The sequence below is a fragment of the Rhizobium sp. CB3060 genome, assembly GCF_025200735.1.
GTDB lineage: Bacteria > Pseudomonadota > Alphaproteobacteria > Rhizobiales > Rhizobiaceae > Rhizobium.
Genome location: NZ_CP104158.1, coordinates 3,160,361 through 3,183,414 on the forward strand (window position 1 = coordinate 3,160,361; position 23,054 = coordinate 3,183,414).

Annotated in this window: 23 protein-coding genes; 3 read left to right on the top strand and 20 right to left on the bottom strand. The window is 60.4% G+C overall.

What is annotated here, in order from left to right; translation table 11 throughout:
- Positions 1-194: 194 nt before the first annotated feature.
- Positions 195-1,130, top strand: coding sequence for a tyrosine recombinase XerC (locus tag N2601_RS15235; protein WP_104824591.1), 936 nt, complete (start codon positions 195-197; stop codon positions 1,128-1,130).
- 117 nt (positions 1,131-1,247) lie between these two features.
- Entirely contained in the window at positions 1,248-2,339 is a 1,092-nt protein-coding gene (locus N2601_RS15240; protein WP_104825244.1) for a TraB/GumN family protein, read from the top strand.
- On the opposite strand, the gene N2601_RS15245 is transcribed toward N2601_RS15240, so the two are convergent.
- From N2601_RS15245 to sdhC, 20 genes are all read right to left on the bottom strand, one after another.
- Complete coding sequence (locus tag N2601_RS15245; protein ID WP_311319434.1) at positions 2,317-2,964, bottom strand: DUF2867 domain-containing protein; 648 nt, start codon at positions 2,962-2,964, stop codon at positions 2,317-2,319. The two genes, N2601_RS15240 and N2601_RS15245, sit on opposite strands and share 23 nt — an antisense overlap.
- A 23-nt stretch (positions 2,965-2,987) precedes the next feature.
- Positions 2,988-4,394 carry a dihydrolipoyl dehydrogenase gene (gene lpdA / locus N2601_RS15250; protein ID WP_104824593.1) on the bottom strand — a complete coding sequence of 469 codons (1,407 nt, stop codon included), beginning with the start codon at positions 4,392-4,394 and terminating at the stop codon, positions 2,988-2,990.
- A gap of 29 nt (positions 4,395-4,423) precedes the next feature.
- Positions 4,424-5,062, bottom strand: coding sequence for a LysE family translocator (locus N2601_RS15255; protein ID WP_104824594.1), 639 nt, complete (start codon positions 5,060-5,062; stop codon positions 4,424-4,426).
- Between the two features lie 18 nt (positions 5,063-5,080).
- On the bottom strand, positions 5,081-5,836 hold the full coding sequence (locus tag N2601_RS15260) for an SDR family oxidoreductase (RefSeq protein ID WP_104824595.1): 756 nt from the start codon (positions 5,834-5,836) through the stop codon (positions 5,081-5,083).
- Positions 5,833-6,339 (bottom strand): hypothetical protein, encoded by a 507-nt coding sequence (locus N2601_RS15265; protein WP_104825245.1) that lies wholly within the window; start codon positions 6,337-6,339, stop codon positions 5,833-5,835. The genes N2601_RS15260 and N2601_RS15265 overlap by 4 nt, the downstream gene beginning before the upstream one ends.
- A gap of 20 nt (positions 6,340-6,359) precedes the next feature.
- Positions 6,360-7,109 (bottom strand): DUF4241 domain-containing protein, encoded by a 750-nt coding sequence (locus tag N2601_RS15270; protein ID WP_104824596.1) that lies wholly within the window; start codon positions 7,107-7,109, stop codon positions 6,360-6,362.
- A 14-nt stretch (positions 7,110-7,123) separates the two neighbouring features.
- Positions 7,124-8,353 (bottom strand): 2-oxoglutarate dehydrogenase complex dihydrolipoyllysine-residue succinyltransferase, encoded by a 1,230-nt coding sequence (gene odhB / locus N2601_RS15275; protein ID WP_104824597.1) that lies wholly within the window; start codon positions 8,351-8,353, stop codon positions 7,124-7,126.
- Between the two features lie 31 nt (positions 8,354-8,384).
- Positions 8,385-8,705, bottom strand: coding sequence for a YciI family protein (locus tag N2601_RS15280; protein WP_104824598.1), 321 nt, complete (start codon positions 8,703-8,705; stop codon positions 8,385-8,387).
- Positions 8,706-8,731: 26 nt separating this feature from the next.
- Positions 8,732-11,716, bottom strand: coding sequence for a 2-oxoglutarate dehydrogenase E1 component (locus tag N2601_RS15285; RefSeq protein ID WP_104824599.1), 2,985 nt, complete (start codon positions 11,714-11,716; stop codon positions 8,732-8,734).
- 176 nt (positions 11,717-11,892) lie between these two features.
- Positions 11,893-12,795: a succinate--CoA ligase subunit alpha gene (gene sucD, locus N2601_RS15290; protein WP_104824600.1), complete on the bottom strand. Its 903-nt coding sequence runs from the start codon at positions 12,793-12,795 to the stop codon at positions 11,893-11,895.
- Between the two features lie 12 nt (positions 12,796-12,807).
- Positions 12,808-13,299: a DUF1579 family protein gene (locus tag N2601_RS15295; RefSeq protein ID WP_104824601.1), complete on the bottom strand. Its 492-nt coding sequence runs from the start codon at positions 13,297-13,299 to the stop codon at positions 12,808-12,810.
- A gap of 5 nt (positions 13,300-13,304) precedes the next feature.
- A complete protein-coding gene (gene sucC, locus N2601_RS15300) occupies positions 13,305-14,498 on the bottom strand; it encodes an ADP-forming succinate--CoA ligase subunit beta (RefSeq protein ID WP_104824602.1) in 1,194 nt (397 codons plus the stop codon).
- Positions 14,499-14,525: 27 nt separating this feature from the next.
- Positions 14,526-15,488, bottom strand: a complete 963-nt coding sequence (gene mdh, locus N2601_RS15305) for a malate dehydrogenase (protein ID WP_104824603.1) — start codon at positions 15,486-15,488, stop codon at positions 14,526-14,528.
- Positions 15,489-15,668: 180 nt separating this feature from the next.
- Positions 15,669-16,832: a cell division protein ZapE gene (gene zapE / locus N2601_RS15310; protein WP_104824604.1), complete on the bottom strand. Its 1,164-nt coding sequence runs from the start codon at positions 16,830-16,832 to the stop codon at positions 15,669-15,671.
- A 61-nt stretch (positions 16,833-16,893) separates the two neighbouring features.
- On the bottom strand, positions 16,894-17,412 hold the full coding sequence (locus N2601_RS15315; protein ID WP_104824605.1) for a protease inhibitor Inh/omp19 family protein: 519 nt from the start codon (positions 17,410-17,412) through the stop codon (positions 16,894-16,896).
- Positions 17,413-17,802: 390 nt separating this feature from the next.
- On the bottom strand, positions 17,803-18,582 hold the full coding sequence (locus N2601_RS15320) for a succinate dehydrogenase iron-sulfur subunit (RefSeq protein WP_104824606.1): 780 nt from the start codon (positions 18,580-18,582) through the stop codon (positions 17,803-17,805).
- Positions 18,575-19,531, bottom strand: a complete 957-nt coding sequence (locus N2601_RS15325) for a hypothetical protein (protein WP_104824607.1) — start codon at positions 19,529-19,531, stop codon at positions 18,575-18,577. Before N2601_RS15325 ends, N2601_RS15320 begins: the two co-directional genes overlap by 8 nt.
- A complete protein-coding gene (gene sdhA, locus N2601_RS15330; RefSeq protein ID WP_104824608.1) occupies positions 19,532-21,388 on the bottom strand; it encodes a succinate dehydrogenase flavoprotein subunit in 1,857 nt (618 codons plus the stop codon).
- A gap of 6 nt (positions 21,389-21,394) precedes the next feature.
- Complete coding sequence (gene sdhD / locus N2601_RS15335; protein ID WP_104824609.1) at positions 21,395-21,775, bottom strand: succinate dehydrogenase, hydrophobic membrane anchor protein; 381 nt, start codon at positions 21,773-21,775, stop codon at positions 21,395-21,397.
- A 64-nt stretch (positions 21,776-21,839) separates the two neighbouring features.
- Positions 21,840-22,238 carry a succinate dehydrogenase, cytochrome b556 subunit gene (gene sdhC, locus N2601_RS15340; protein WP_260303186.1) on the bottom strand — a complete coding sequence of 133 codons (399 nt, stop codon included), beginning with the start codon at positions 22,236-22,238 and terminating at the stop codon, positions 21,840-21,842.
- Positions 22,239-22,549: 311 nt separating this feature from the next.
- On the opposite strand from sdhC, the gene N2601_RS15345 reads away from it, so the two are divergent.
- A complete protein-coding gene (locus N2601_RS15345) occupies positions 22,550-23,053 on the top strand; it encodes a hypothetical protein (RefSeq protein ID WP_245463904.1) in 504 nt (167 codons plus the stop codon).
- Position 23,054 lies beyond the last annotated feature (1 nt).

Below are 23,054 nucleotides of genomic sequence, written 5' to 3' on the forward strand. Positions count from 1 at the left end.
AGCATGACAAGCGCCTCGCGTATAACCGCTTAAATCGATTTTGATTCAAGGCGCAGCCTATACGCAGTTGAAAAGAACTACTGCGATCTTTCCGTACGCAAAGGAGAGACACGGCACAGTAGGAATGTTAGCGATTCCATAACCTTCCCTCCTTCAAAGTGGCAGAAGGAATTTGAATTTCAAGGGGTTTTCCACTGAACGAGTTGCTGATTATCGCCGATCCCGAGCTGATGGCTGAGCGCAGCCGTTGGTTGGATACGCTCGGCCAGGAGCGGCGGCTTTCGGCCCATACGCTGGATGCCTACGAGCGTGACACGCGGCAATTCTTGACGTTTCTGACCGGCCATCTCGGTGGCCCGGCGACAATCAAGGATATCCATGCGCTACGCCCCGCCGACTTCCGCGGTTTTCTGGCTGCGCGCCGCAAGGATGGCGCGGGTGCGCGTTCGCTCGGGCGCAACCTCGCCGGCCTTCGTTCGCTGCTGCGCTATCTTGAAAAGAAAGGCCTGGTGAACGCGGCCGGCGCCGGAGCGGTACGCTCGCCGAAGCAGCCGAAATCACTGCCGAAGCCGCTGTCGGACACCCAGGCGATCACCGTCGTCAGCGACGAGGCGCAGATGCATGACGAGCCTTGGATTGCCGCGCGCGACACGGCAGTGCTGACCCTGCTCTATGGCTGTGGCCTGCGCATCTCCGAAGCGCTGGATCTGACGCCGGAAGACGTGCGCCCCGGCGCGACGGCGCTACGGATCACCGGCAAGGGCAACAAGACCCGGCTGGTGCCGCTGCTGCCCATCGTCGTCGAAGCGGTCGAGAAATACCGTGCGCTCTGCCCCTATCATCTCAACGCAGATGCCCCGCTCTTTCGCGGCGCGCGCGGCGGCAAGCTGCATGCCGGCCTTATCCAGCGCGGCATGCAGAAGCTGCGCTGCGCCTTCGGGCTGCCGGACACGGCGACGCCCCATGCGCTGCGCCATTCTTTCGCCACGCATCTGCTCGCAGGTGGCGGCGACCTGCGTACGATCCAGGAATTGCTCGGCCATGCCAGCCTTTCGACAACACAGGTCTATACTGGGGTCGATTCATCGCGGCTGCTGGAGGTCTATGACCGGGCTCACCCGCGGGCGTAAGAAAGTGTTAACCTCTCGCGTTAAGGGAATATGCGTTTCAGGCGGATAGAGCAGAAGCTAATTCGGCATGATCCCGGCCAAAGTCGCGATCATGTCCCCTGCTTTCGGAAGGTTGAGATAATGTCTGCTCTCGGAATCAAGACAGCGCGGCTGACAGCGTCGAGATTCGGTGACATTCTCCTCTGGCTGGCGACGGCCTTTCCCTGGATGCTGATGACGGCATTGATCGTGGCTCTGTTGTCGCTGGCGCCTGCGCATGCCGAAGAGGCCGCGTCCGATAGCTGCGGCGGCAAAGATCTGATGGCTGAACTGCAAAAGAGCGACCCCGCCAAATATGCCTCGATCCTCGCCGAGGGTGACAAGGTGGCGAATGGCAAGGGCATCTTCTGGAAGATCGAAAAGTCCGGCCTAAAACCCTCCTGGCTGCTCGGCACCATGCATGTCAGCGACGCGCGCGTGGTGACCATGCCGAAGGGCGCAGCCGAAGCAAGTGCCGGGGCGGATACGATCGTCGTCGAATCCGATGAAATCCTCGACGACAAGAAGGCGATGGCAGCTCTCTTCGGCAATCCGTCTTTGATGATGCTGACCGACGGCTCGACCATTAGCCAGCATCTGTCGCCGGAAGAGAATGCCAAGCTGGAAGCGGGCCTGAAACAGCGCGGCGTGTCGCTCGCCACCGTCGCCCACATGCAACCTTGGTTGATTTCGAGCTCTTTCGAAATGACCGGCTGTGAAGTCCGCCGCAAGACGGCCGGCATGAAATTCCTCGATCAGAAGCTTGCGAGCGACGCGATCGCTAGCGGCAAACAGGTGAAGGGGCTGGAAACACTGGCCGAACAGGCCAAGGCCATGAGCGATCTGCCGATCGAACTTCACGTGAAATCGCTGATCCAGACGCTGGAACTCGGCGACAAGATCAACGACGTCAACGAAACCATGACCGATCTCTATCTCGCCGGCAATATCGGCGCGATCGTCCCGATGCTGAAGAACATCGTGCCGGATCAGAACCTGTCCGACGATGATACCGCCGCCTTCGAACAGCGCATCATTTTGGACCGCAACAAGGTAATGGCCGAACGCGCCGCGCCGATCCTCGCCAAGGGCAACGCCTTCATCGCCGTCGGCGCACTGCATCTGGTCGGCGATCAGGGTCTGGTGGAACTGCTGCGCAAGCAGGGTTTTACGGTGACGGCGGCGAACTGAGCGCGCCCATTCGTTTGCCGAAGTCAGTCAGCACTGTCTCGACAATCAACCGATGGAACGGCGTGATCACAGCGATATAGATCTGGCCGAGCAAGATTTTCCGTTTCACGAGCGTCGTTATATCGATGAGTCGACGCCCCCGACCATCATCCCGCACATCGATTACGACACGGAAATCAAGGTGCTTGTCGTCGAAGCCGAGAACAACTTGGTTCTCTGATTTGCTGACGATCGGAAAGAAGCCGATTGTTTCCGACGTATTTAGGGAGTGATGTCCCGTAGATTTCAGGCCGAAGACGCTGACGACCGTATCGCGCAGCTTTAGCAGTGACCGCACCCAAAAAGGAAATTTGCCGAACATTGTGCGCGCGGCAGCGACTGCCGTAAAATCCGATTCCTGTACCTGTAGCTCGTAACAATCAGCCCAGTCCGCGCCCGGCAATGCGGGATGCGGCATATTTGGTTTAACCATTACGGGCTTTGCCGGCATTTTGGCGTCTGCTGTTTCACTCTCTGCAAAGTAGCACAGCCAACGTATAGCCAGACATACAAACGACGGCTGCGGCAATTCGCTCACGACAACCCGCAAAAGGAAACGGCGGCCGTCATCACCGCCGCCGCTCACATCAAAGGATACGTCTCTATAATTTACATATGGATCGGCTTGAAGAAGGTCGCGAGCGCGGCTTCCTTTACGGCTTCCGACATGGTCGGATGCGCATGGCAGGTGCGGCCGAGATCTTCCGACGAGCCGCCGAATTCCATCAGCACGGCAATCTCGTGGATCATCTCGCCAGCGCCGAAGCCGACGATGTGGCCGCCGAGAACGCGGTCAGTCTCTTTGTCCGCCAGGATCTTGACGAAACCGTCCGTCGCCAGCATGGCGCGGGCGCGGCCATTGGCGGTGAAGGGGAATTTGCCGACCTTGTAGGCGATGCCCGCGGCCTTCAGCTCTTCCTCGGTCTTGCCGACGGAGGCGACTTCGGGCTGCGTGTAGACCACGCTCGGAATGACATCGTAATTCACATGGCCAGCCTGACCGGCGAGGATTTCGGCAAGCGCCACGCCCTCGTCTTCCGCCTTGTGCGCCAGCATCGGGCCCTTCACCACGTCGCCGATGGCATAGATGCCAGGAACATTGGTCTTGAAATGGCCATCGATTTCGACGCGGCCCCTGACATCGAGGGCAACGCCTGCCTCTTCCAGGCCGAGACCGGCCGTGTAGGGCTTGCGGCCGGTCGACACCAGCACGACATCGGCATCGAGCACCACCTTGTCGCCGCCCTTGACCGGCTCAAAGGTGACCTTGGCGCCGTCGCCGACCTTTTCGACGCCGGTGACCTTGGCGCTGAGATGGAAGTCGATGCCCTGTTTGGCCAGCATGCGCTGGAACTGCTTGGAGACTTCGCCGTCCATGCCGCCGAGAATGGTGTCGAGATATTCGACGACCGTGACCTTGGCGCCGAGGCGCGACCAGACCGAGCCGAGCTCGAGGCCGATGACACCGCCGCCGACGACGATCATGTTGGCCGGCACCTTGTCGAGCGCGATGCCGCCGGTGGACGAAATGATCACCTTCTCATCGATTTCGAGCGACACGCCCGGAATGCCGGCAACGTCGGAGCCGGTGGCGATAACGATGTTCTTGCCCTCGATCTCGGTCACCTTGCCATCCTCGGCCGTGACGGAAACCTTGCCGGTAGCGACGATCTTGCCGGTGCCCTGGAAGGTATCGATCTTGTTCTTCTTGAAGAGGAAAGCGACGCCGTCGGTGTTCGCCTTCACCGTCGCATCCTTGTGCGCCATCATCTTCGAAAGATTGAGCGTCGGTGCTGCGACTTCGACGCCGAGCGCGTCCATGCCATGGCCGGCATGATGGAACATTTCGGAGGCATGCAGCAGCGCCTTGGACGGGATGCAGCCGATGTTGAGGCAGGTGCCGCCGAACGTGGCGCGCTTTTCGATGACTGCCACCTTGAGGCCGAGCTGCGCCGCCTTGATAGCGCAGACATAGCCGCCGGGGCCGGTTCCGATAATGATCACATCGTAGGACATGGTTTTAATTTCCTTGTTTTGTATCTCTGTTAGTCGGTCGCCCGCGCCAATGCGAGGCGGATACCGAAGCCGACAAGTGCCGCTCCAGTGATGCGGTTGAACCATTTGCCGCCGGCGATGAAGCGATCGCGGACCGGCTTGACGGTGAAGAAGACGGAGACGCCGGCAAACCAGGCGACAAGCGCCGTCGCCATGCCTATGCCATAGGAAAACTGAATGAGCGCCGGCGTGTCGTGATGCACGAGCGTCGAAAACAGCGACAGGAAAAACAGCACCGGCTTCGGATTGAGCGCATTGGTGATGAAACCCGTTGCCAGGCAGCGCCAGATGGAAACCGGCTTGCGATCCTCCTCGCCGATCTCGATCTCCTTCACCTTGAAGCCGGGCTCCCGGAAAGACTTGATGCCGAGATAGACGAGATAAAGGACGCCGGCCCATTTGATCAGGCTGAAGAGCATCAGCGATTGCGAGACGATGAGACCGAGGCCGAGAATGGTATAGCTGACGTGGAAAAGCAGAGAGAAGCCCATGCCGAGGCCGGTCATGACGGCCGCGCGGCGGCCATGCACGATGCTCTGGCGCAGGATGACGGCGAAGTCAGCGCCCGGTGCGACGATGAAAATCGAAAACACCGCCATCAGGCCGAGGAATTCCAAGACATATTGCATGATTTCTGCCCTTTCCGATCAGCGGCCGCCGCTCACATCGAGGACGGCGCCCGTTATATAGGATGCCTGGGCTCCCAACAGGTAGAGGATGGCGTCCGCCACCTCTTCCGCGGTCCCCGCCCTCTTCATCGGCAGTTGCGGAGCGATCTCGCGCGCACGGTCTGGCAGGCCTGCCGCCGCGTGGATTTCCGTATCGATAATGCCCGGCCGCACCGCATTGACCCTTATGCCCTCGGCCGCCACCTCGCGCGCCAGGCCGAGCGTGAACGTATCGATCGCGCCCTTGGAAGCCGCATAATCGACATATTGCCCACCGCCACCAAGGGTGGCTGCCACGGAGGAGAGGTTGACGATCGCGCCGCCCTTGCCGCCATGGCGAGTGGACATGCGGCGAACGGCTTCCGCGGCGGCCAGCATCGAGCCGGTGATGTTGATGCGAAACATCCGGTCGAGGCGCTCCGGCGTCATCTCGTCCAGACGCTGCACGCGATCGACGATGCCGGCATTGTTGACGAGACCGTCCAACCGACCGAAATGCTGGTCGACGGTGGAGAAAATGGACCTGATATCCTCGGGCGAGCCGACATCGCCGGCGACCGCAATCGCCTCGCCGCCGGCATCCCTAATCGCGGTGACGACCGCCTCAGCAGCCGCCTTGTTCGAAGCGTAATTGACGGCCACGGCCCAGCCTTGCCGGGCAGCCGCAATCGACACTGCCGCCCCGATGCCGCGGCTGCCGCCGGTGACGAGAAGAACAGGGGATTTGCCAGTCATTCGCCGCATCCTTTCAAGGTCAGGACATCCCAGGGGGCGACGGTCGCTTTGCCTTTGCCCCAGATGGAGGATTCACGGATCGAAGGTCCGAGCGCCGGCAGGAACAGCCGCGCCGCGGCGCCTGCGCCCTCCGCCGGCAAGACACCGATATTGCCCTTCAGGTCAGAGGCGTAGATCATGCCCTGCCAAACAGTGCAGGCGCGGAGATCGGCGCCGGTCACATCGCCTTCCGGGCAGTTGAACATGATCAGGCCGTTGGCGCGCAGTTGATCATCCGAGCGCATCACCACGCCATCCGCCACGATCGGCGTGTTCCGCACAGAGAATTTGAATTTGTTGCTGGTGGCTGCCGCGTCGGAATCGACCGGTTCGAAACGCAGCTCGTAGGCATCGTCCATGTCGCCATAAACAGCCTTTTCCTGTACGCATTCATCCGCAAGCGCCGGCACCGGAATGGCCGCAAACGCCATCATTGCCCAGTGCACGGGGCCTAGTCGTGCCATCCCTCGGTTCGCCAGCATGATCACCCTCCCCCTGGTTCGTGCCGACCGTCTGCATTTTCTGTCACCCCGAAATCCGTAAAGAGGACAAGCGGGCGATCCTTCGCATCGAGGCCCCAGAACACCGGGTAGAAACCATCGCCCCATCCGCTCCAGAACACCGCGACATTGCCGCGCTTGCCGGTCACCGGCCGATGCATGACATATTTGTCGTCATTCGCCTCGATCTCGGGAGCGAGCACATCATCGTAGTAATTGATGTCGGTGGCGGACTTCTGGGTGCGGACCTGCTGCTCCCGTTCCTGGATCAGGGCGTATGTTTCCGCATCCATATAGCAGCCAAGACCGGCATCGACCGGATAGCCGAAGAACTCGTCGTTCTTCAGCGACTTGATATCCTGGCCGGGAATGAGCGCCAGCTCCCAGCGCGCCGGCTTGCCATCGGCAAAGCGCAGGCCGGCCGCGGCAACGCGGCCGAAGGCCTTGTAGATGGACACGGGATAGTTGCCCGGCGCAACGATCCTGACGAAGGCGGGACGATCCGGCCCGACCAGAGGATCGCTGGCGACGATGCGGCCGGACGTCAATTCGACATCGCCCATGTGAAAGACAGTGATCGACCGGGCGGCGAGATCGGCGTCGCTCAGCGACGCCAGATCGAGATTGCTGCTGAGCTTGGCAACGTCGAAATCATCCGCGGCGGCGGAAAATGGCATCCACGCGGCGACGGCGCACAAGAGTCCGCGCATCGTCCGCATGGGCCATTTCGACATGAGCCAGCGCTCCCTTAGAGATCGAGAACCAGACGTTCCGGATCTTCCAGGCTTTCCTTGACGCGCACGAGGAAGGTAACCGCTTCCTTGCCGTCGACGATGCGGTGATCGTAGGAGAGCGCCAGATACATCATCGGGCGGATGACGACCTGGCCGCCGATGGCGACCGGACGCTCCTGGATCTTGTGCATGCCGAGAATGCCCGACTGCGGCGCATTCAGGATCGGCGAGGACATCAGCGAGCCGTAGACGCCGCCGTTGGAGATGGTGAAGGTACCGCCCTGCATGTCGGCCATGGAGAGCTGGCCGTCACGGGCTGCCTTGCCGAGGCGGCCGATTTCCTTCTCGATGCCGGCGATCGACATCTGGTCGGCATCACGCACGATCGGAACCACGAGGCCCTTGTCCGTGCCGACGGCAACGCCGATGTGGCAGTAGTTCTTGTAGATGATGTCGGTGCCGTCGATCTCGGCGTTGACGGCCGGGAGTTCCTTCAGCGCATGCGTGACTGCCTTGGTGAAGAAGCCCATGAAGCCGAGCTTCACGCCATGCTTCTTCTCGAAGATGTCCTTGTACCTGTTGCGCAGGTCCATGACGGCCTTCATGTCCACCTCGTTATAGGTGGTGAGCATGGCGGCGGTGTTCTGCGCATCCTTAAGGCGCTTGGCGATCGTCTGGCGCAGGCGCGTCATCTTCACGCGCTCTTCGCGGCCGGCATCTTCGACGGTGGTCGGGGCTCGGGCGGCAACCGGAGCAGCCGGTGCGGCGGCAGGCGCCGAGGCAGCCTTGGCGACGGCGGCGATGACATCACCCTTCAGGACCTGGCCGCGCTTGCCGCTGCCATCGACCTGATCGGCGGAAAGATTGTTTTCGGCGAGCAGCTTGGCGGCGGCCGGAGCCGCCGGCATGGCGGAAGCCGGTGCGGCGACTGGAGCAGCGGCGACCGGAGCGGGCGCGGCAGCAGCGGTCGGTGCGGCAGCCTGGGCCGGAGCAACCGCAGCACCGTTGCCGGCGGAGATCTGGCCGAGCAGCGCGCCGAGGCCTACGGTTTCGCCGGCCTGGGCAACGATTTCGGAAAGCGTGCCGGCCGAAGGCGCAGGGACTTCGATCGTCACCTTGTCGGTTTCGAGTTCGAGAAGCGGCTCATCAGCCTTGATGGCATCGCCGACCTTCTTGAACCAAGTACCGACGGTCGCTTCGCTGACGGATTCGCCGAGGGTAGGAACGCGGATTTCAGTGGCCATTGTTCAGATCCTGATTTTTCGTCGTTATGACTTAGATAGAATTACCGGCGACGGACGGCCGGAGAATGATCGAGGGCATCGGCGAGATTTCGATGCGGAAACCGAGCCCGGCGAGAAGGACGGGATCGGCATCGCCAAGCGCCTTGGCGGCATCGGCGTCTTCCACGTCGAGGACAGCCATGCCGAAAGCACCATCGGCCGCGAAAACCGGACCGACGATAACAGCCGTTCCGGCACTTGCATGATCGCGCCAATAAGCGGCGTGTTTCTGCATGGCGGCCATCTCCTCCCCTGTGGCGTCATGCGGGAAGCTGGGGCGCGGCGGCACAAGTTTCAGATGAAAATAGGCCATCGCGCACCCCCTTTCCGGCTCATGCCTTAACCGCCGAGCGCATCCTCAAGGAATGCAGCGAGCTGCGCCAGATGCTTGGACATCAGGCCCGTCGCCGGCGAGGCGGCGGCCGGACGGCCGGTGTAGCGAACCCGCTGGTACTTGGCGTCGATATGGGCAAGCACCCATTCCAGATACGGATCGATGAAGGACCATGCGCCCATGTTCTTCGGCTCTTCCTGGCACCAGACCATCTCCGCATTGCGGAAGCGGCTGAGCTCGTTGATGAGCGCCTTGGCCGGGAACGGATAGAGCTGTTCGATACGCAGCAGGTAGATATCGTCGATGCCGCGCTTCTCGCGCTCTTCCAGCAGGTCGTAATAGACCTTGCCCGAGCAGATGACGACGCGACGAATCTTGGCGTCCTTCTGCAGCTTGATCGGGCCGTCCTTGATCACTTCCGCATCGTCCCAGAGCAGGCGATGGAAGGAGGTTTCCCCCGCCATCTCCGCTAGGCCCGATACCGCACGCTTATGGCGCAGCAGCGACTTTGGCGTCATCAGGATCAGCGGCTTGCGGAAGTCACGCTTCAACTGGCGACGCAGGATATGGAAGTAGTTCGCCGGCGTCGTGACGTTGGCGACCTGCATGTTGTCTTCGGCACAGAGCTGCAGATAGCGTTCCAGGCGGGCCGAAGAGTGTTCCGGACCCTGACCTTCATAGCCATGCGGCAGCAGGCAGACGAGGCCGGACATGCGCAGCCACTTGCGTTCGCCCGACGAGATGAACTGGTCGAACACGACCTGCGCACCGTTGGCGAAGTCGCCGAACTGCGCTTCCCACAGCGTCAGCGCATTCGGACGGGCCAGCGAATAGCCGTATTCGAAGCCGAGAACCGCCTCTTCCGACAGCATCGAGTTGATGACTTCGTAGCGGGCCTGGGTCGGCGACAGGTTGGCGAGCGGGATGTAGCGATCTTCGGTTTCCTGATCGTAGAGAACCGAATGACGCTGCGAGAACGTGCCGCGCTCGCAATCCTGACCGGACAGACGGATCTTGTGGCCTTCGACCACGAGCGAGCCGAAAGCGAGCGCTTCCGCCATTGCCCAGTCGATGCCTTCGCCTGTCTGGACCATGCCAGCACGGTTTTCCATGAAGCGCTGGATGGTTCGGTGCGCATGAAAGCCGGCCGGAATTTCCGACAGCTTGCGGCCGATATCCTTCAGCGTCTTCATCGGCACCGCAGTCTTGCCGCGACGCTGCTCGTCTGCATTGTCGGCCGTATGCAGGCCCGACCATTCGCCGTCCAGCCAGTCGGCCTTGTTCGGCTTGTAGGACTGGCCGGCCTCGAACTCCTGTTCGAGATGGGCGCGCCAGTCGGCCTTCATCTTCTCGACTTCGCCTTCGCTCAGCACGCCTTCGGCAACCAGCCGCTCGGAATAGAGCTGCAGCACCGTCTTGTGGGCGCGAATGACCTTGTACATCTTCGGCTGCGTGAAGGACGGCTCGTCGCCTTCATTGTGGCCGTAGCGGCGATAGCAGAACAGGTCGACCACAACAGGCTTGTGGAACTTCATGCGGAATTCGGTCGCGATCTTCGCCGCATAGACCACCGCTTCCGGATCATCGCCGTTGACGTGGAAGATCGGCGCTTCGATCATCTTGGCAACGTCGGACGGATAGGGCGACGAACGCGAGAAGGCCGGATTGGTGGTGAAGCCGATCTGGTTGTTGATGATGACGTGCATCGTGCCGGCGACGCGGTGGCCGCGCAGACCGGAAAGCCCGAGGATTTCAGCCACGACGCCCTGACCGGCGAAAGCCGCGTCGCCGTGGATCAGCAACGGCACGACCTTGGCGCGTTCGGAGAGCGGAATGATATCGCCGTCCCAGAGAGTGGCGCTCATATCCTGCTTGGCGCGGACCTTGCCCATGACGACCGGATTGACGATTTCCAGATGCGACGGGTTGGCTGTCAGCGAAACGTGCACCTTGGTGCCGTCGAAATCGCGGTCCGAAGAGGCGCCGAGATGGTACTTGACGTCGCCCGAGCCTTCGACCTCGTCCGGCGCGTAGGAGCCGCCCTTGAACTCATGGAAGATGGCGCGGTGCGGCTTGCCCATGACCTGGGAAAGCACGTTGAGACGGCCGCGATGGGCCATGCCGAACACGGCTTCCTTGAGGCCGAGCTGGCTGCCGCTCTTCAGAATCTGCTCCAGTGCCGGGATGAGCGATTCGCCGCCATCGAGGCCGAAACGCTTCGTGCCCTTGAACTTGACGTCAAGGAACTGCTCGTAGCCCTCGGATTCGATCACTTTCTGCAGGATCGCCTTCTTGCGCTCCGCGCTGAAGGCGATGCCCTTGTCGACGCCCTCGATGCGTTCCTGAATCCAGGCCTTCTCCTCCGGATTGGAGATATGCATGAATTCGACGCCGAGCGTCGAGCAGTAGGTGCGCTCGAGGATTTCCATCATCTCGCGCACGCTCGCATATTCGAGGCCGAGCACGTTATCGATGAAGATCTTGCGGTCGAGGTCGGCCTCGGTGAAGCCATAGGCTTCCGGCGACAGCTCCTTGTAGTCTTCGACCGCAGCGGCGATACCCAGCGGGTCGAGCTTGGCGTGCAGGTGGCCGCGCATGCGATAGGCGCGGATCATCATGATGGCGCGGACAGAATCGCGCGTCGCCTGCAGAATGTCGGCGGTGTCCGTCGGCTTACCTGCGGCTTCGGCCTTGGCCTTCACCTTGGTCTCGATCGCCTTCTCGACGATGCCCCAGTTGCCGTCGAGCGCGGAGACGAGCTCGCCGTTTGCCTGGATCGGCCAGTTCTTGCGCTGCCAGGAGGCGCCCTTGGCCGCCTTCTTCACATCGTCAGGACTGTCTTCCAGTGCCTTGAAGAACGACCGCCATTCGTCGGAGACCGACGATGGGTCTTCCTCGAAGCGCGCATAAAGCTGCTCGATATAAGCAGCGTTGGCGCCGTCCAGGAACGAGGTGATCTGAAATTGCTCGTTGGCTTCTTGCCTTGCCATGGTGATATGCGGACGCTCTCGTCCGCCTCCCGACTTGTTTGCTTTGCCGGCTTATGGAAATCCGGCGACCATATTTCGTCCGCGATCCCTTGGGATCACGTATCTGCTTTTACGAATTCGAAGGCCGGACGGGCTGGCGACTGCCGCTTCCCGTCCGGGTCTTGCAATAGGTAGGATCAGCCCTTCAGGACTTCTACCAGCGTCTTGCCGAGACGCGCCGGCGACGGCGACACGCGGATGCCTGCCGATTCCATCGCTGCGATCTTGTCTTCCGCGCCGCCCTTGCCGCCAGAAATTACGGCGCCGGCATGGCCCATCGTGCGGCCGGGAGGTGCCGTGCGGCCGGCGATGAAGCCGACCATCGGCTTCTTGCGGCCCTTCTTGGCTTCGTCCTTGAGGAACTGCGCGGCGTCTTCTTCCGCCGAGCCGCCGATTTCGCCGATCATGATGATCGACTTGGTTTCGTCGTCGGCGAGGAACATTTCCAGGACGTCGATGAATTCGGTGCCCTTGACCGGGTCGCCGCCGATGCCGACAGCCGTCGTCTGGCCGAGGCCTTCATTGGTGGTCTGGAACACGGCTTCGTAGGTCAGCGTGCCGGAACGCGAGAGAACGCCGACCGAGCCCTTCTTGAAGATGGAGCCCGGCATGATGCCGATCTTGCATTCGTTCGGGGTCAGGACGCCGGGGCAGTTCGGCCCGATCAGGCGCGACTTCGACTTGATGAGACGGTCCTTGACCTTGACCATGTCGGCGACCGGAATGCCTTCCGTGATGCAGACGATCAGCGGGATCTCGGCTTCGATCGCTTCGAGGATCGCGGCCGCAGCGCCAGCCGGCGGCACGTAGATGACCGAAGCGTTGGCGCCGGTTGCTTCCTTGCCTTCGGCGACGGACTTGAAGATCGGCAGCTTTTCGCCGTCCTTGCCGGCCCAGGTTTCACCGCCCTTGGAAGGGTGGATACCGCCGACCATCTTCGTGCCGTGATAGGCAAGCGCCTGTTCAGTGTGGAAAGTACCGGTCTTGCCGGTCAGGCCCTGAACCAGGACCTTGGTGTCTTTGTTGATGAGAATAGACATGCGAGGCCTTTGTTACGAGAGGTTGGAAGACGCGGAGGCGACGCGACGATAGATGCCGCTGACGACCTCCTGCCATGTATCGCTGCCGGCGGGCGAGAAAGTGACGCCCATGCGGTAGCAGTCTTCATTTTCGAACTGGAAGAGAGTGCGTTGTTGACCGCGCGGCGAGACCTTGGTCAGGACAAGCTTGTCGTCGATCCACTCGCCGGAAGCCGGCGCGGCGGGCACGAAGCCGACCGTATCGAACTGATAGAGCTTGTAGGCCTGATCCGCAGCGTCGAAGCCGAGAATGTTCCGGGCTTCGAACGATGTGCTGCCGTCCCGTGTCTGCACGTAGCGCTGTTCGACGAAAAATCCGCCGAACAGACACTCGGCCGTGAGCTGCGCGGTTGCCTTTCCTTCCTTCGTCCAGGCCGAGGCCGCGACATGCTCTTCCCCTTCCCAGATGCCGGCGAAGGCACCGAGGCGAAGATGAGCAGCCGTTGGAGCGAAGGAAGCAGCCATCCCGATCAGCCCTTGACTGCCTTCACGATCTTCTGGGCGGCATCGTCCAGGTCATCAGCGGAGATGACGTTGAGACCGGATTCGTTGATGATCTTTTTGCCGAGCTCGACATTCGTGCCTTCGAGGCGAACGACGAGCGGAACCTTCAGACCGACTTCCTTGACGGCTGCGAGCACGCCATCGGCGATGACATCGCACTTCATGATGCCGCCGAAGATGTTGACGAGGATGCCTTCGACAGCCGGGTCGGCGGTGATGATCTTGAAGGCCGCGGTGACCTTTTCCTTGGTAGCGCCGCCGCCGACATCGAGGAAGTTCGCCGGCTCTGCGCCGTAGAGCTTGATGATGTCCATGGTCGCCATGGCAAGGCCGGCGCCGTTGACCATGCAGCCGATGTTGCCGTCGAGGGCGACATAGGCGAGGTCATACTTGTGCGCTTCGATTTCCTTGGCGTCCTCTTCGGTCGTGTCGCGAAGCGCAACGATGTCCTCGTGGCGGAACAGCGCATTGCCGTCGAAGGATACCTTGGCGTCGAGGACGCGCAGATTGCCGTTGGTCATGACGATCAGCGGGTTGACTTCGAGCAGGGCCATGTCCTTTTCGACGAAGGCCTTGTAGAGGATCGGGAAGAGCTTGGCAGCGTCTTCACGGGCAGCGCCTTCGAGCTTCAGCGCGTCGGACAGGGCAGCCGAGTTGGCAGCCGTAACGCCGGTCGACGGGTCGATGGCGACGGTGATGATCTTTTCCGGCGTGTCGTGTGCAACGGTTTCGATGTCCATGCCGCCTTCGGTCGAAACGACGAAGGCAACCTTGCCGACCGAGCGGTCGACCAGGATCGAGAGATACAGTTCGCGGTCGATATCGGCGCCGTCTTCGATGTAGAGGCGGTTGACCTGCTTGCCGGCCGGGCCGGTCTGCTTGGTCACCAGCGTGTGGCCGAGCATTTCCTTGGCATTGGCAACGACGTCCTCGATCGACTTGGCGAGGCGAACACCGCCCTTGGCGTCGGGGCCGAGTTCCTTGAACTTGCCCTTACCGCGACCGCCGGCATGGATCTGGCTCTTGACGACATAAAGCGGGCCCGGAAGCTGCTTTGCGGCGGCTTCGGCTTCATCGGCGGAGAAAATGGCAACGCCGTCCGCGACGGGTGCGCCATAGGTCTTCAGCAGAGCCTTGGCCTGATATTCATGAATGTTCATGGATTTATCCCTATTGGAACGCGGAAATTACTTCAGCGACGGCGCGATGACGGCGCAGGCTTCGCAGAGGCCGGCAACGGCTGCGACAGACTTGTCGAAGGCTTCTTTTTCGGCCTTGTTCAGGTCGATCTCGATCACGCGCTCGATGCCGCCGGCACCGATGACGGTGGGAACGCCGACATACATGTCCTTCACGCCGTACTGGCCGGAGAGGTAGGCAGCGCAAGGCAGGACGCGCTTCTTGTCCTTGAGGTAGGATTCGGCCATCGCGATGGCGGAAGCAGCCGGAGCGTAGTAGGCCGAGCCGGTCTTCAGGAGGCCAACGATCTCGGCGCCGCCGTCACGGGTGCGCTGGATGATTTCTTCGAGGCGTTCCTTGGTGACCCAGCCCATGGTGACGAGGTCGGTCAGCGGAATGCCGGCAACGGTGGAGTAACGGGCGAGCGGCACCATCGAGTCGCCGTGTCCGCCGAGAACGAAAGCGGTGACGTCTTCGACGGAGACGTTGAATTCCTGGGAGAGGAAGAGGCGGAAGCGCGACGAGTCGAGCACGCCAGCCATGCCGACGACCTTGTTGGTCGGCAGGCCCGAGAACTTCTGCAGAGCCCAGACCATGGCGTCAAGCGGATTGGTGATGCAGATCACGAAAGCGTCCGGGGCATATTTCTTGATGCCGGCGCCGACCTGTTCCATGACCTTGAGGTTGATGCCGAGAAGATCGTCGCGGCTCATGCCCGGCTTGCGGGGAACGCCGGCGGTGACGATGCAGACGTCAGCGCCTTCGATCGCGGAATAGTCGCTGGCGCCGGTGAGGTTGGCGTCGAAGCCTTCGACAGGAGAAGACTGGGCGATGTCGAGACCCTTGCCCTGGGGAATGCCGTCCGCGATGTCGAACAGGACGATGTCGCCCAGTTCTTTCAGGCCGGCGAGATGCGCCAGCGTGCCACCAATCATGCCAGAACCAATAAGTGCGATCTTGTTGCGCGCCATTTCGGTGTATCCTTTGCGATCAAAATCCGTGGCGGGACACCTTGCAAGGCATCCACCATTGCCGCCAATCGCATAGACCCAAAGGTCGAAATTGGCAATTGATTATTTTTGGATCAGGTATTTCAATCGGTTAGATCGAAAATGTCTTACGTAAACGTAAGACATTTTGTCACCAAAACGTTACTCGGCGGCGCGTTTTGCCTGAGTCTGGGCAAGATATTCCGTGCTGCGCATTTCGAAAAGCCGCGATGCGGTGCGGTCGAACTCGAAGCCTTCCGTGCCGCGTTTTTCGATCAGAAGCTCCTCCGGCATCGCCTCGGCCGAAACGTAAAGCCGGATGGCATGATCGTAAAGCGTGTCGATGAGAATGATGAAGCGCTTGGTCTGGTTGCGCTTTTCCGGCCCGAGCTTCGGAACGCGGTCGAGAAATATCGTGTCGAACCGATTGGCGATGGCCAGGAAATCGGCTGCGCCCAGCGGCGCTTCACAGAGATCGGCGAACGAGAAGCGCGCCGCGCGATCGACGGCGAGCGGCACATGGATGGAACGCCCCTTCATCGGAATGTCTGACGGCTGTGCCTTGCGTCCGTGCAGCACCTGCACCCACGACGCATCCATTGCCATATCGGTGCGATCGTTGATCGGGGTCAGATAGACCGGCTGGCTATTCAGCTTCTCCATGCGGTAATCCGTTGGCGAGTCCAGCGTGACGACATCGACATGGCGTTTCAAAAGATCGATGAAAGGCAGGAACAGGCCGCGATTGAGGCCATCGCGATAGAGATTGTCCGGCTCGACATTCGATGTGGCAACCAAGACGCAGCCGAGCGAAAACAATTCGGAAAACAGCCGCGACAGGATCATCGCATCGGCAATGTCGGTCACGGTGAATTCATCGAAGCAAAGCAGCTCCGCCTGACCATAAAGGTCGGCTGCGACCGGCGGTACCGGATCGGCCTGCTTGGTCTCGCCATTCTTGAACTTCAGCCGGTGAGCAGCGATGCGGTTGTGCACATCCGCCATGAACTCATGGAAATGTGCCCGACGTTTCTTGCTGCAGGGCGCCATGTTGAAGAACATGTCCATCAGCATGGTCTTGCCGCGCCCGACACTGCCATGGATGTAGAGGCCACGAACGATCCCCGTCGGCCTCTTGCGCGCGGCAAACATCCAGCCAAGCGCGCTCGATTTGGTCGCCGGTCGCTTCCGCTTGAGATCGGCAAGCACGCGATCGAGGGATTTTGCGACATCCATCTGCGCCGAATCCACCTGAAGCGATCCGGAAGCCGTCAGCGTCTTTAGATGTTCGACGACGCTGATGGAATAGTCGGGCATGGGCTGCATGGGGAAATACCCGCCTGTGCAAGGAGGAAGCGGCTGGACGGCCCAGCCGCTTCAAAAGAGCTTATCGGCTGAGGCTGAGCGGCTGGCCGGATGCCGTGGAACCGTCGAAGCGCGAAGCGGCCGTCTTGTAGAGCGAGCCGATCTGGCTGCCGTCACGATTCTTGAGGATGACCTGCTTGCCGGACACTTCCCAGGAACCCATCGTCGTCAACTCGCCCGCGCAACCGCGCGTGCCGCCGCGCGAACCGCTGCCGAGATTGGTGAGCGTCAGGAACATGTCGCAGCTCGCGCCGCCATTGCTGACCTTCCAGCTACCGACCATGGATTCCTTGGTCACGTCCTGCGCGGAAGCGGCCATCGCCTGCTGTTGCTGCTGATTGGCAGCATTCGGCGTATTCGTCGGCGCTGCCGGGAACTGCGAGGCGCCGCCGGTGGTCGGCGGAAGCTGGCTGGATTGGACGGAAGGAACGGGTTGAGCCTGCAATGGCGCGGCAGAATATTCGTCGTTGTATGCTGTGCGCTGGCAACCGGCAAGCGACAGACCTATCGCCGCAGCCGTCGCTGCATATCTCAATTGCATCATCATACTCCTAATTGTCCACCATCGAGGTTTGCAAACTGGCGCTTAATTAAGTTGGAATTACCGTATTTCACTTTGGTTAATCAAGTCGCTACGGGACACAAATCGCTGGAGGCCATAGCTCCGCAGGAATCCGGTCATTTCAAGGCTTAACCAGACAAACCTCATCCGGCGAGTTCCTGCAGGTCCGCGTTCTAGCGAAGTTTGCTGGAGAAATCGGAACAACATGCAAGCGAGGCCGATAAAAATTCCGTGAGCTGCAGCGGCGGCATCCGCCTCTTCACCGAGAGCGGCCTACAGAATGATCCCGCTCCGACCCGATGTGGTCGAAGCGGTAATCATGGCGGTCAGGCTATTCCCGCCGCAACAGGGACGAACGGTCGGCGGCGGTCAGATCCGCCTCTCGACCATCATCTTCTTGATTTCGGCGATCGCCTTGGCCGGGTTCAGACCCTTGGGGCAGGTCTGGGCGCAGTTCATGATCGTGTGGCAGCGATAGAGGCGGAACGGATCTTCGAGATTATCAAGACGCTCGCCCTTTGCTTCGTCACGGCTGTCGATCAGCCAGCGATAGGCCTGCAGAAGAACGGCCGGGCCGAGATAACGGTCGCCGTTCCACCAGTAGCTCGGACAGGAGGTCGAGCAGCAGGCGCAGAGGATGCATTCATAAAGGCCGTCGAGCTTCAGACGATCCTCGTGGCTCTGCTTCCACTCCTTCGCCGGCGGCGGCGACACCGTCTTCAGCCAGGGCTCGATCGAGCGATGCTGGGCGTAGAAGTTCGTCAGATCCGGCACGAGATCTTTGACGACGGGCATATGCGGCAGCGGATAGATTTTCACCGTGCCCTTGATCTCGTCCATGCCCTTGGTGCAGGCGAGCGTATTGGTGCCATCGATGTTCATCGCGCACGAGCCGCAAATGCCTTCGCGACAGGAGCGGCGCAGTGTCAGCGTCGGATCGATCTTGTTCTTGATGTAGAGCAGACCGTCGAGCACCATCGGGCCGCAATCGTCGACATCGATGTAATAAGTGTCGATGCTCGGGTTCAGGCCGTCATCCGGGCTCCAGCGATAGACACGGAATTCGCGGGTGTTCGTGGCACCGGCCGGCTTCGGCCAGACCTTGCCTTCACGCATCTGAGAGTTCTTGGGGAGAGCGAGTTCAACCATTCTTTCTATCCACCTTCACGATGTTCAGAATTAATCCAATATCTGGCGCCTCACCAGATAGATGATACATTTTGTCTATCATCGAGGCTGCATCGAAGGCCCCGCGCGTCGCATTCCAACTTTTAAATTCTTCCGCAGAAGAAAGCGCCAGATAGCTACCTAGTATGGAGGCTACAATTTCCGAAACTAAGAAAGTCAGCGCGATCAGCATCGCATATGCGATCGCTTTAAACTCTGAGGAAGCCAGCAGCGCACTCGTCGCGCTCTCATCATCTTCAACGATTACTTTCATATGCGCGCCGTAGCTCCAGTGAGCATGATCACTCATCCACCCATACAAGCGCCCTACCTGAGGGAATTTAGCCGTCGTTGTCGCTATAGATTTGGTCGTCTTAGTCTTCTTGATCACCTCGCCGTCATCCAGGCCGTGCACAGCAAAAACCCAGGAGACTTGCTCAAGAATCATGCGCGCTATCGCTACCGCTTCAAACAGCGCACCTTTATCGGCTTCAGAGAATGCACGTTCAAAGCTATACAAGACTCGAATCAACGTTAAATCGCCAATCACTTCACCAATAGATGGCTCACGCGTTAGCAACTTTGGATACCATTTCAGTATCTCATCCAAGCAAGTGGTTTGCTCTCGGCAGCTCCGACGATAGAGCCGATCTAGACGAGCATCACCTCCAGGATCCTCTGAATACGGCTTGTCTTTGAAATACTTTCTGTAAATGTTGTCGACGGATTTATTCTGCAACGAGTATGTTAAAACAGCCGCGCTAATCATCTCACGGAGACGAGCCGGATAATGCTTATCAACGCCAACTTGATAAGCGCTCCTGTTCACTGGAACTTCAAAATCCTTTCGCATAGACAACGGAAAAGCGGCCCGTAGTTTTGACGAGACTCGCTCTCCGTCATCATCCGAAGCTTCGTCTAGTGACAACACTTAATATACTCGTGCCTTCGGCTCGATCTTGTGCGGATCGATGCCTTCGGCGATCAGGTCGGTGTGAACGGGACGATAGTCGAGCTTCACGTCGCCTGCCTCGTTGACCCAGGCAAGCGTATGCTTGCGCCAGTTTTCGTCGTCGCGGCCGGCAAACTTGCCCTCGGTATAGTCCTCACGGGCATGCGAGCCACGGCTTTCCTTGCGGGCTTCGGCGCCGTAGATCGTCGTGATGGCGTTTGCCATCAGGTTGTGCAGCTCCAGCGTCTCGACAAGGTCGGAATTCCAGATCAGCGAACGGTCGGTGACCTTGATATCGGGCATTTCCTTCCAGATCTCCGAAAGGCGGCGGCAGCCGGATTCCAGCGATTCCTGGGTGCGGAACACGGCGGCGTCTTCCTGCATGGCGCGCTGCATCTTTTCGCGCAGCACCGCCGTCGGCGTCGAGCCGCTGGCGTGGCGCAGGCGGTCGAAACGCTCCATAATCTTGTCGCAGGCGGCAACATTGACCGGCGGAACCGGGCTGTTGCGGTCGATGACCTGGCCGGCGCGGATGGCGGCGGCGCGGCCGAAGACCACAAGGTCGATCAGCGAGTTGGAGCCGAGGCGATTGGCGCCGTGCACCGAGGCGCAACCGGCTTCACCGACGGCCATCAGGCCCGGCAGAACACGCTCCGGATTGTTGCTGTCGGCATTCAGCACTTCACCCCAATAATTCGTGGGAATGCCGCCCATATTGTAGTGAACGGTCGGCAGGACCGGGATCGGCTCGCGGGTGACATCGACGCCGGCGAAGATGCGCGCGCTCTCGGAAATACCCGGCAGGCGCTCATGCAGCACGGCCGGATCGAGATGGTCGAGATGCAGGAAGATGTGGTCCTTGTTCTTGCCGACGCCGCGGCCTTCGCGGATTTCCAGCGTCATGCAGCGCGAAACGACGTCGCGCGAGGCAAGGTCCTTGGCCGACGGCGCGTAGCGCTCCATGAAGCGCTCGCCTTCGGAGTTGACGAGATACCCGCCTTCGCCGCGTGCGCCTTCGGTGATCAGACAGCCGGAACCATAGATGCCGGTCGGATGGAACTGTACGAATTCCATATCCTGCAGCGGCAAGCCGGCGCGGGCAACCATGCCGCCGCCGTCGCCGGTGCAGGTATGGGCCGAAGTCGCCGAGAAATAGGCGCGGCCGTAGCCGCCGGTCGCCAGCACCACCATCTTGGCGGCGAAGCGATGGATCGTTCCATCGTCCAGGCACCAGGCGACGACGCCGGTGCAGCGGCTGCCATCGTCGGACATGATCAGATCGAGCGCGAAATATTCGATGAAGAATTCAGCGTTGTTGCGCAGCGACTGGCCATAAAGCGTGTGCAGGATAGCGTGGCCGGTACGGTCGGCAGCGGCGCAGGTGCGCTGAACCGGCGGGCCTTCGCCGTAGTTCTGCATATGGCCGCCGAACGGGCGCTGGTAGATCTTGCCCTCTTCGTTACGCGAGAAGGGCACGCCGTAGTGCTCGAGCTCGTAGACCGCCTTCGGCGCTTCCATGGCGAGATACTGCATGGCGTCGACGTCGCCGAGCCAGTCGGAACCCTTGACGGTGTCGTAGAGATGCCACTGCCAGCTATCCGGCGTCATGTTCTGCAGTGAGGCGGCGATACCGCCCTGGGCTGCGACCGTGTGCGAGCGGGTCGGGAATACCTTGGTGATGCAGGCGGTTCGGAAACCCTGCTCGGCCATGCCGAGCGTGGCGCGCAGGCCAGCGCCGCCGGCGCCGACAACGATCACATCGTAGGAGTGATCGACATATTTATAGGCTTTCCCGTTCTGAGCGGGCCCATTCTGAGCGGATGAATTCGGTGCCATCGGTAATTATCCTACGAACGCGATCTTCAGAATGGCGAAGAGACAGAGCCCGGCCACGATGATCGCGAAGAATGTGTTGAGCATAAGAAGGACGATCTTGCTGATCTCGCTATGGACATAGTCCTCGATGATGACCTGCATGCCTATCCGCATGTGGATGACGCCGGAGATCACCATCAGGCCGAAAATAACGGCAACGATCGGGTTCGACAGCGCGTGCACGACTTCCGCGTAGGGCGCGCCGGCATAGATCATCAGGAAGATGACGAAGAAAATGATGAGAGGAACGTTGGCGACGGCGGTCAGGCGCTGGCGCCAGAAATGCTCCGTGCCTTCCTTAGCGGAACCGAGACCGCGGACTTTGCCCAGGGGAGTGCGCATATCCATGAGAAATATCCTTTAAAGCATGATCCCGAAAGCGTTCGAGCGCTTTCGAGAACAGTCATGCCAATCAAATCAGCCGGATGATAATGCCGATGATCCAGACCAGCGCGGTAAGACAGAGCGAGCCGACGAGCGTCGCCTTGGCCATCCTGGTCGAGACAGCGGGGTCGTAGCCGTATCCGAGATCCCAGACGAAATGGCGGAAACCGCCGAGCATGTGGTGCAGCAGCGCCCAGGTATAACCGAGCAGGACGAGCCGGCCGATGATCGAGCCCATGATCCAGTTGACCAGATCGAAATAGCCCTGGCCGGTCGCCGCCGCGATCAGCCACCAGGCGACCAGCGGCGTGCCGAAATAAAGCGCGCCGCCGGTGATGCGGTGGACGATCGACATGACCATGGTGGGAATAAGTTTGTAGACTTGCAGATGCGGCGACAGGGGCCGGTTTTGTGTGACGTTCGCCATCAGAACCTCGCGGCGTTACGATACGCTTCTATCCCGGAATATCTCCGGGGCAACACACGCCTGGGGGAAGTCCTGTGTGCGTTGCATCAATTGGACCATTAATCACGGAAAGGCACGTCGACAAGCACAATTGCTGTCTGCCTTGAATTTAATCGATTCGGATCAGCCGACACTTTTAGCGAGTGCGCAGAAACGACATTCTCCGATTGGCCATTCCACACGATTTTCCCGCCAACCGAGTAGACTTGGCGTCGCTCTTGCGGCACTCTGTTCTTCATATTTTATTAAGCATTTGGAGAGCGAGGCAACCTATGGGACAGCATCTTTTCAAGGCAGCAACGCTCGTCTTAGCGGCAGCCGCCGCCCTTTCGTCCATGTCGGCCTCCGCAGGCGATTATCGCCATGGGTACCGCCCGTTCCAGCATCATGGGCCATTTCCGCTGCACCCCGGACGCGTCGGTGCCTATGCCACGGAGGTCGCCTTTTCGACCGGCTATCGCCATGGATATCGGCCGTTCCATCATCGCGGCCCGGTTCGGTTGCAACAAATCTCCTGGCCGCAGCACTACACGCAGCCGCAACCGACCAGAATCATCCTCATGGATCGGCAATATGCCGCTGACATCGGCACCTATGCGGGCACGGCCGATATGTATCAGGCCGACGATGGGACTTATATTGTCGGCTATGGCGGCGGCTATGATCAATATCAGGGCGAACCGGCTGCATTGAAGCCGAGAGCCAAGATCATCAACGTCAAACGTGCCGGCAATGCCTGCTCCTACGAGGCCGGCGTCTGTGTGATTCGCCCCTGAC